General features: G+C 62.8%; 12 protein-coding genes. 5 read left to right on the forward strand and 7 right to left on the reverse strand.

The genetic code is table 11. From position 1 onward, the window contains the following. Positions 1 to 70 precede the first annotated feature (70 nt). Entirely contained in the window at positions 71 to 1,243 is a 1,173-nt protein-coding gene (locus PK98_RS15665) for a hypothetical protein (RefSeq protein ID WP_039098006.1), read from the forward strand. A gap of 247 nt (positions 1,244 to 1,490) precedes the next feature. Here the strand turns inward: PK98_RS15665 and PK98_RS16935 are convergent, their stop codons facing one another. The 3 genes from PK98_RS16935 to PK98_RS15675 form a co-directional block, all read right to left on the reverse strand. Continuing rightward, entirely contained in the window at positions 1,491 to 2,072 is a 582-nt protein-coding gene (locus PK98_RS16935; protein ID WP_152608782.1) for a hypothetical protein, read from the reverse strand. A gap of 144 nt (positions 2,073 to 2,216) precedes the next feature. Further along, entirely contained in the window at positions 2,217 to 2,735 is a 519-nt protein-coding gene (locus PK98_RS15670) for a hypothetical protein (RefSeq protein ID WP_039098007.1), read from the reverse strand. A gap of 11 nt (positions 2,736 to 2,746) precedes the next feature. Beyond that, positions 2,747 to 2,950: a hypothetical protein gene (locus tag PK98_RS15675; protein ID WP_039098008.1), complete on the reverse strand. Its 204-nt coding sequence runs from the start codon at positions 2,948 to 2,950 to the stop codon at positions 2,747 to 2,749. Positions 2,951 to 3,110: 160 nt separating this feature from the next. Here PK98_RS15675 and PK98_RS17185 point away from each other — a divergent pair, with 160 nt between their 5' ends. Further along, positions 3,111 to 3,386 carry a hypothetical protein gene (locus PK98_RS17185; RefSeq protein ID WP_152608783.1) on the forward strand — a complete coding sequence of 92 codons (276 nt, stop codon included), beginning with the start codon at positions 3,111 to 3,113 and terminating at the stop codon, positions 3,384 to 3,386. 21 nt (positions 3,387 to 3,407) lie between these two features. Here the strand turns inward: PK98_RS17185 and PK98_RS15685 are convergent, their stop codons facing one another. Continuing rightward, complete coding sequence (locus tag PK98_RS15685) at positions 3,408 to 4,055, reverse strand: SOS response-associated peptidase family protein (RefSeq protein ID WP_039098010.1); 648 nt, start codon at positions 4,053 to 4,055, stop codon at positions 3,408 to 3,410. A gap of 136 nt (positions 4,056 to 4,191) precedes the next feature. On the opposite strand from PK98_RS15685, the gene PK98_RS15690 reads away from it, so the two are divergent. After that, positions 4,192 to 4,641, forward strand: coding sequence for a thermonuclease family protein (locus PK98_RS15690; protein ID WP_039098011.1), 450 nt, complete (start codon positions 4,192 to 4,194; stop codon positions 4,639 to 4,641). Positions 4,642 to 4,976: 335 nt separating this feature from the next. Here PK98_RS15690 and PK98_RS16940 read toward each other — a convergent pair whose 3' ends face one another. The 3 genes from PK98_RS16940 to PK98_RS15705 form a co-directional block, all read right to left on the reverse strand. After that, positions 4,977 to 5,267 carry a hypothetical protein gene (locus PK98_RS16940; protein WP_152608784.1) on the reverse strand — a complete coding sequence of 97 codons (291 nt, stop codon included), beginning with the start codon at positions 5,265 to 5,267 and terminating at the stop codon, positions 4,977 to 4,979. A 349-nt stretch (positions 5,268 to 5,616) separates the two neighbouring features. Next, positions 5,617 to 6,339, reverse strand: coding sequence for a hypothetical protein (locus PK98_RS15700; protein ID WP_039098013.1), 723 nt, complete (start codon positions 6,337 to 6,339; stop codon positions 5,617 to 5,619). A gap of 251 nt (positions 6,340 to 6,590) precedes the next feature. Next, positions 6,591 to 7,133, reverse strand: a complete 543-nt coding sequence (locus PK98_RS15705; protein ID WP_039098014.1) for a hypothetical protein — start codon at positions 7,131 to 7,133, stop codon at positions 6,591 to 6,593. 334 nt (positions 7,134 to 7,467) lie between these two features. On the opposite strand from PK98_RS15705, the gene PK98_RS15715 reads away from it, so the two are divergent. Further along, positions 7,468 to 7,752, forward strand: coding sequence for a hypothetical protein (locus PK98_RS15715; protein WP_052208963.1), 285 nt, complete (start codon positions 7,468 to 7,470; stop codon positions 7,750 to 7,752). Between the two features lie 60 nt (positions 7,753 to 7,812). Further along, positions 7,813 to 8,232 (forward strand): hypothetical protein (locus PK98_RS16175; protein ID WP_052208965.1); only part of this gene is annotated, 420 nt, incomplete at its 3' end.

Here is an 8,232-nt window from a genome sequence, read left to right on the forward strand (position 1 = left end):
GCATAGCTTTCGTATGATTTTACGTGAGCATCTGCTGCAAATCACAGGCCTGCAAGGGACATAGGAACCGATGTCGCGATATTATGGCTATGATGGCGCCCAGGTCCTGCCTGAAGACCTGATCAGACTGGCCTGGTCCGAGCCGATGCGCGATCTCGCCCTTAAGGTCGGAATGTCGGATGTAGGCCTCAGGAAGCTGTTTGTTTCGCTCGGCATCATCACCCCGCCGCAGGGCTACTGGAACAAGGTTCGTGCCGGTAAAGGTGTTCCGCCGATCCCCTCACCTCCATCCCGCCGCGTTGGTGAAATCGGACGCTGCCGGGTCGACAACCGCCTCGCCCGACTGGTGCCCGAGGCACCTCCGCTACCGTCCTCCGGGCCGTTCGCAAGTTCCCTGGTTCCCGAGGATCTGGAGGAGTTGCGCGCTTGCGAGCTGAAGGCGCTGAGCAAGGTCCGCGTTCCTAAAACCCTCGAGCGCGCACATCCGGCGCTGCAGCACATCCTCGCCAAGGAAGCCTCGCGGCAGGTGAAGGCGCAGGAGAGCCAGTGGCATTGGGATGCCGCGAAATTCGGTAATGCTGTCGATCAGCGACGTCTGCGGATCCTGAACATGATCTTCTTCGCAATATCGCAACGTGGCCACGACGGCATCTTGTATGAAGATCGTGAGGACCTTTATGCCGGTGCCCTGATCGGCGATACACGGCTCGGTCTCACGCTTAGCATTGCCGGCAAGTACCGCACGATCGCACATCGTGGATATCAGCGGCCGGATCCGATGTTGCCAGCAGCAACGCCGCTTATCCTTCAAACAAAGGATCAGGACGGCCCTTCACTGTCGTGGCAGGATGACGCGACAGGTAAGCTCGAGACACGTATCGCTCAGATTGCCGCGGACCTGATAGTAGCGGGCGAGCAAGCCTTTCGCATAGGCTTGCGGAAGGCGGAAGAATGGGCGGATGAGCGCCGGTTACAGCGCGAGAAGGAACGTTTGGCGTGGGTCGAAAAGCGCAACCAGCAGCGTCTCACGGATCTCCGTCAAAGCGGTGAACTGCTGCGCCAGGCAGAAGCCATCCGGGCGCTTGTAGCGACGGTGGAGCAACACCTTTCCGGTACAGCCACGGTGAATGGCGTTACCCTGTCGCAATGGCGCCAGTGGGCCCTTGGTGAAGCTGACCGGGTCGATCCGGTTCTCAGCGGACAGGTCTTCGACCACCTGACACCGCCAGCGCAGGAAGATTGAAGAGCTCGGTGCAGCCGGGCGGCATACACCTACGTCGGTTCTGCTGCTCCAACAAGGCGCCGCGATCCACGAGCCGCTGCACGATCCGGCGGTACAGCAGGTGGCAGCTGGCCCAAGGATGACAAGGTTCGACTGTCGCCGCTTCCAGAACTCCGCAAGGAGCTGCGGGCGTACTGCTTTCTGACGGGATCGCAGGAGCGAGATGATTGGCCATGCATAGTGTCAGGGGCACTTCACCGCGTAGAGATTAGCTTGCTCTTCGCCGCTTCCATCCTGCTCGCTGACGCGCGGCAAATCCAATGCTCCGGCTGATCGTGATCCGTCGGCCCGATATAAAGCCCTGCGGAACCGCTCGCATATGGAAATGCGCTGCATAGGCCGGATCAATGCCCTTTAAGGTGTATTTTGCTAGCGTCCCGGCTGCGCCCACATCCTGGAAGTGGATCGCGCGGCCCAAGCAATCGAGGCTTGTTAGCTTCCCGACGCGCTCGCAAATCACACGCTCAACCTCGGCCCGTGCTCCGTCTGGAACACGCATAACCCAATGCACATTGCGTGCCCCGCCTTCGGGGTGTTCGTGAACGGCATAGGCATCAAAGCTGCCGAATGCGCGGCCTTTGCTGCGCTGATAGGCATACCAGCGCGAAACCCGCGCCCATATTTCCCTGAAGAGCTCGCCCGCCTCGTCAGGGACGATCCCCAAAATGCGGAAGTTTATGGTCACATGCAAATTGAGCGCCTGTCCATTGTCATTTGCGAACCTGACGGCGTGGAAAGCGCGGGCGGCCTGCTTGGGCCCGATTGCAGCGGTGGTTGGTTTTGTCGGCATTGCGGCCACCTTATACTATGAAGGTCTGCCGCTCGGGAGTCTGTTCCCTGTTTGTATCCACAGAAGAGTTTCGCCCTGCTGACAGGCGTCAGCTGCGGTAATAACCTGCCCACGGGTTAGCGCCGCGAAGATGCATCGTCTCTCCTAAGGCTGGTTCTGCTGCTCCACCGGCGCGCCACGCTCCATAAGCCGCTGGGCGATCCGGCGGTACGGCAGGTGGCAGCTGGTCCAGGGATGACGAGGTTCGACTGTCGCCGCCTTCCAGAACTCCGCGAGGAGCTGCGGGTCTTTGACGAACGGCCGCAGAACGTGAAGCGCGAGCCGGACCTCGATGGTGCCCACAGCCTGCACCGGCGAGCGCCCCGCCGCCTCGCGCAGGATCTGCAGCGACAGGTTGATCAGCGCGTGACGATGAGCCTGGCTGCGGGCGTGCTGCTTTCCGAACGGAATCGGCAGGAGCGAGATGATCGGCGATGCACAACGCCGGGGGCACTTCACCGCGTACCTGGCTGTGTGCCAATCGGTGTTGCCGCCGTTGTTGCCCACCTCGGTGATCAGCGCATCCAACTCCCAGACTTCCGTCGCCTTGCAGCTGGTGCAGGTAACCCGCACCTGCGCCTCAATGCGGCGGAGATCGGACAGGTTCTTGGGTGGACCGACCACGCTGCTGCTGTTCAGGCGAACGCCGGCAATGTCAGCTGCTCATCCTGGCTCGCCAGGACGCTCCGGGCATGCTGTGCCGCTCCTACCGCTTGCCGATAGTGAGCCGTGCCATATCGCTCTGCCTCGTCGAAGCTGAGGGCTGCGCGATCGTCAGCAGGGAAGCAGGCGTCGTAAATCGTGCGCGCAGCGGCACGCAGTTGCAGGTCATGCTGCATCGGATCGCTCCAGCAATGTTGAGCCGCTTGCGGCAGCGGAACGCCAGCCTAGAACATATCAAGAACATCGTGCAAGGCTGTAGCGTGCGCCGTCGGTCTTGGCGGCACGCTTGCTTCCGGGTAATCCTGGGAATGCAGCCAAGGCTTGAAGGAGGCGCATATGGCAATCCTCGATTGGTTCACCGGCCTGTTCTCTGGATCGTCGAACATCGGAGCCGGGCCCGAAATCGAGCCTACCCGGATCAACCCCGCCACCGGCCTGCCGATGACCGGCGGTGTCGATGTCGGCGGCAATCCTTACGGTATCGACCTCCACCGCTGGCAGGACGATTACACGCACCAGCAGCAGTCGATCTGGCAGAGCCCTGCGGATTGGGATCACTGGTCCAATCAGACGACCAGCAGCAGCAGCTACGATCCCTCGCGCGGTTGGTAAGCACGATCGGCTGCTTCGGCGTCAGTCGGAGCCACCAGCAGACTTCTGCCTGGTAGGAAATACCGGACCCCGGACCGTCATCGCGCTGGCGTCATAAGGCTGCTGCAGCCGAACGATGTCGTCATAGCTGCCCCGCAGCCAGGTGTCGCAGTCCTCGGGTCGCAGAATCGTGATCATCGCCTTGGGATGGATCGGCGCGACCAGGTCATTGGCATCGCAGGTCACCATGGCAAAGCCGGCGCCCTCCTTTGTGGGCTGCCAGAACCCCGCCACAGCGAACACCGGCTGATCGGTGACGGAGAACCACATCTCGCCCTTCAGCGGCGGCTTGCCATCGCCCAGATCGTGTTTGTCAGGCGTGAACTCGGCGAACTCGGACAGGGGTATGAGGCAACGGTTCTCCGGCCTCTCCGCCAGTCTGCGCCATTGCGGCAGGTGCAGCTGGCGCACATTGGTCATGGGCCACTTCGCCTCGCCCCCCAGCACATCCCAGCTCATCACGTCCCACCCCCGGCGCCCGCCCTCCCCTTCGCGGATCACATAGCTGCGGTTCCTGGGGCGCAGTTCCTGCGGATCGAAGCGGTTGTCGCGCGGCCGTTCAGTAAACAGCTCGCTGCCGGCACCGAACAGGGTCTCAGGCTCTCCGCGGTATCGGGCTCGATTGCACATGCCTCAGGATACCGTCCCGGCAACGGCACTGTCCATTGCGCCCCGGCGGCGGCCGCGCAACGGCACATTTCATCGAGGATCTAAGGGCGCGGCCTGTAGGGGCTAACGAAGAGATTGCCGCCAGCCCAGGATTGAAATGCCGAGTATCACGAAGACCACCCTTCTGCTCGCCGCCGCTATCGTCGGGGCTGTCACGCTGTTCACGATGCAGACCCCCTCAAACGAAGGCGAAACGGTCACTGCCCGCTTCGAACTCTGCCGCCGCGAACGGCACACCTGCGTGGTGGATGGCGACACCTTCTGGCTGAACGGCGAGAAGTACCGGATCGCCGATATCGACACACCGGAGATCAGCCGGCCGGATTGCGCACGCGAGCGGCAACTGGGCCACCAGGCCAAGGAGCGGATGCTCGAATTGCTGAACGCCGGACCGTTCGAGTTGCAGGCCTTCGAGGACCGCGATGCGGACCGCTATGGGAGGCTGCTGCGCGTGGTCGTGCGAGACGGAAAATCGCTGGGTGACCAGCTGGTCAGCGAAGGCCTTGCACGTACCTGGACTGGCCGGCGCGAGCCTTGGTGCAGCTGAGCGGAACGGGCCCTACAAGGCTCTTCGGACTTGCCCGGAACAGCCCAACTGAACGCATCGAAACGGATAGTGCAGAGCTGCCCGCAACAGGCGCTACGAAGCGATTTTCCGCGTTCTCAGCAGCCACCTTTTCTCGCCACTTTCAGGCGCTAGGAAGCAGCTCTCACCCCACCCTTTTCCGCGCCTGATCGTGTCCGGATGCCCAGCGGAATCAGCGCCGGTTTTCAGCGCTGATTCCGCCGTCGGTCATGCACGCTGGAGAGGCACCATCAAGATGGTGCGCAGAGCCCAAGCGCAAGCGTCAGACAAACCTTTTTCTGCTGCAACGGAGGTCCTCAGCTATGATGAGCATCCACGTTCCGGAACGCCAACTTCAGCAGCTCGGCGGCATCCTCGGGCGACTCCCGCTCAATCATAAGCGAAAGGGCGAGCTGCGTATGTTCCAGGATGGCGATCGTGCGCCTTGCATTGATGGCAAGGCCTGCATTCAGAAGCGGCAGACCTGTGCTGATGGACACCCGGATTGCCTCTGCACGACTGCAGCCCTTTCTGGCGGCAAAACCCTCAAGGTCGGCAACAAGGTTATGGGGCAGGCTGACGCCCAGCCCGACGTAATTTCTACTCATCAGAACATCCTTTGTAAAAAAAACCGATGGAGTTCTGGTTCGGGTATCGCGAGGCCAGCATAGCGGAGTGGAAACCGCGTTGAAAGCAACTTGATGCGGAAACGGGTTTCCACGCCAAGCCCCTGAATTAAGGTCATATTTGTGGAATTTAAAAGGGTGGAAACCGGTTTAGTCGCAGGCAAATAGGCCCAAGTGACTGATCTTACTTGCTAAACCACCACGGCCCTGCCGTGTAGGGTGTGTATAAATCTACAGGGACTACCGAGCCGCTCCCACCTCGCGTCCTGCCTGCCGTCCGGCGCCCGGATTCGGGATCCTGTGGGCGCCATCCGGCCGCAAGGCCGCACCCTCAATCGATGTCATCGACGATGTACGGTTTGGGCAGTGGCGGCATAAGGAAGCGTTCAGTGAGATCGCGCCGCTCCGGAGCCAGTTCGGACGGCCATTCCCAGTCCTTGCGAGCCTCGTTGTAGAGGTGCGCCAGGACGAGGCCGACTGCGTCCCGGTGATAGTCACGTGCGAGTAGCGGAGCGACCACCCAGTCGCTAGGGAGAAGCGCGGCAAGCCAGCGGTTCTCCGGCTTGGGATCGTCAATGGCAAGCCGCTCCTCCCGAACTGCATCGAACACCATGTGCAGAACCAGCCACAGCAGCATTCCGACAGTACGGCCGTCTTCTACGATGTCCTCGCGGAAAGTGGCGATATCGCCTTCGCCGGGCAGCTCTTCCAGCGCGTCGCGGAAGGGTCGCCAGAACTCGGGCTGGGTTTCGTGGAAGGGCTCAAACTCGAAGCTCGTGAGCCACAGTTCGAAGGTGTAGGGACGACCTTCCTCGGCGAACTCTTCAAGCTCGAGTTGTGTCTCCTCGTCGGCCAGTTCGACCATCTCCACAAGCGCCGGGGCGATGGCATCGACCAACGCAGGAAGAGAGACGTTGCGCAGCATCAGCGCGGCCGCGCCCAGCAGGGCAATTGGCGGCAGTTCACGCCGCACGACATTGGACCAAAAATCGCCATTCTCGGCGATCGCTTGGGTGATCAGCGGCTGCGGTTTGGATGAGGATTTCTGGGTCATGGTGCCTCCAAGAGTGATGCTGGAGGCGGCCCGAGCCGGGTGTTGGAAACCCTGCACTAGCACAGGGCGCCACCACCTTTAGGCGAACCCTGGACATGCGTAGCAGCCACCCGGCCGAGAATGATCCCGACCGGCGCTAGTAGTTTGAGGTTTCCACGCCTCACCCGCGGGACTGACCGACAGGCAGGAGCCCGCCTAGAGGATGTACAGACGCCTGGAAAGCTCCAGGCAGGGGAAAGTCCGCCAAGCCCTCAGCGGGGCTCCTGCGGGGCCTCCCTGCCCGTTTCAGGCGCCATCAGCCCGGCGACATAATCCTGCTGCGCCCGCCGGATGCGGTCCTCGCGATCCACCCGCCGTCGTGCCTGCTCGCCATGGTCCTGGCGAACCGAGCCGAACAGCCGCGTCAGTTCGTCGATCGTTAGCGGATCGGTGCGGTAGATGTTGCCCACCCGCTCCTCGATCTGCCGCAGCAGATGCGGCCGCTCCTGCGCCGTTGCGGCATGCAGCGCTGCGGCGATATGCCCGGGACTTGCCAGCGTCCTGCCGATTGGCGTGATGAACAGCAGACCCACCACAAACCACGCAAAGGTGGCAAGGCCAGCGGCGATCAAAACAAACCGGGCCGCCTCCCGCTCGCCTAGCGCCGCCAGCAGCACGGGGCTGCCAAGACAGCAGCCGAGCAACAGGCTCGTCGACAGCAGCATGGTCAGGTTGGGCTCCCGCGCCGCGGCAAAGGCGAAGCGGGCGGCTAACGGCGGTTTGGCAGTCATGGGCAGGTCGGCAGGATCGGTCATGGCAACACGGGCTCCGTGATAGACAGGGAACGGATCAGGCCCGGGCCGCGCGACCGCGCCTTCATCCCTCCTCGCGAAGGGTCGCTGCCGTCTCCTGCATCTGCCGGAGATCACCTGCTGCCATCTGGCCCATCTGCCTGCCCTGCCGGGCGGCGCATGATCGCCTGCGTTCCGCGGCAGCAATCGGGAATGAGGATAGCGTGCGGGAGTGGGCCTGCAAGGGCCACCAGGCCTCACCGCGGCAGCTTTGCCAGAACGACATGCGATTTTTCCTTGCATGCCAGAGATGCTGGTTATATAAACGCCGCAGACAACACGAGAGCCCCTCATCGCCATGCACGCATCCGCCCGCTTCGCCCCGCACCATCACCTGTCCCGCCATGCCCTGCTGCGCATGCAGCAGCGCTCGATCCCGCATCGCGTGGTTGAGTTGCTGCTCGACCTGACCGATCCGGTCGATGCAGGCGATGGCTGCACGCTGCACCGCTTCTGCGCGGACAGCTGGGCCGAGGCGGGCCGGAGTGCCGGCAGCCTGGCTCCACGTCTCGACCGCTACCGCAACGCCTACGCCATCCTCGGCGCGGACGGCACGGTCGTCACCGCCGCCCGCCTGCACTGATCCCCCCTTCACCGATCCCGACCCGGAGTTCTTCCCATTCCCACGCATTTCACCCGTATCTTGCGCACGAACCCGGTCACCGGCCTGCTGGAAAAGCCCTGGCGCCAGCGCGATCGCACCTTCGTGCTGGCTGACCCTGCTCATGGCGCGCAGCGGCACCACAAGAGCAACGCCGTGTTTGCCGCCAGCTATGCCGAGGCGCTGGAGCTGGTCCAGCAGGGCTTCGCCATCCGCATGTCGGACGGCCGCTCGGCCCCCAGCCTGGTCGCGGCAGGCTCGCTTGAGCTCGTGGACGGCCCTGTGGCGTCGCTGGACGATCTGTGGACCTTCACCATGCCCGAGGTGCCTTTCACGCTGGAAACCGTGCTGGAGGAACTCAGGGAGCACATTCAGTCGCAGGCTTCCGACATCGGCTGCATCGCAGGTGACGAGGCGGCGAGCGCCTTCCTCGGCTTCCCGTTCGACTGGCGGGACGACAGC

This window comes from Croceibacterium mercuriale (assembly GCF_000802385.1).
In the GTDB taxonomy this organism is placed as follows: domain Bacteria; phylum Pseudomonadota; class Alphaproteobacteria; order Sphingomonadales; family Sphingomonadaceae; genus Croceibacterium; species Croceibacterium mercuriale.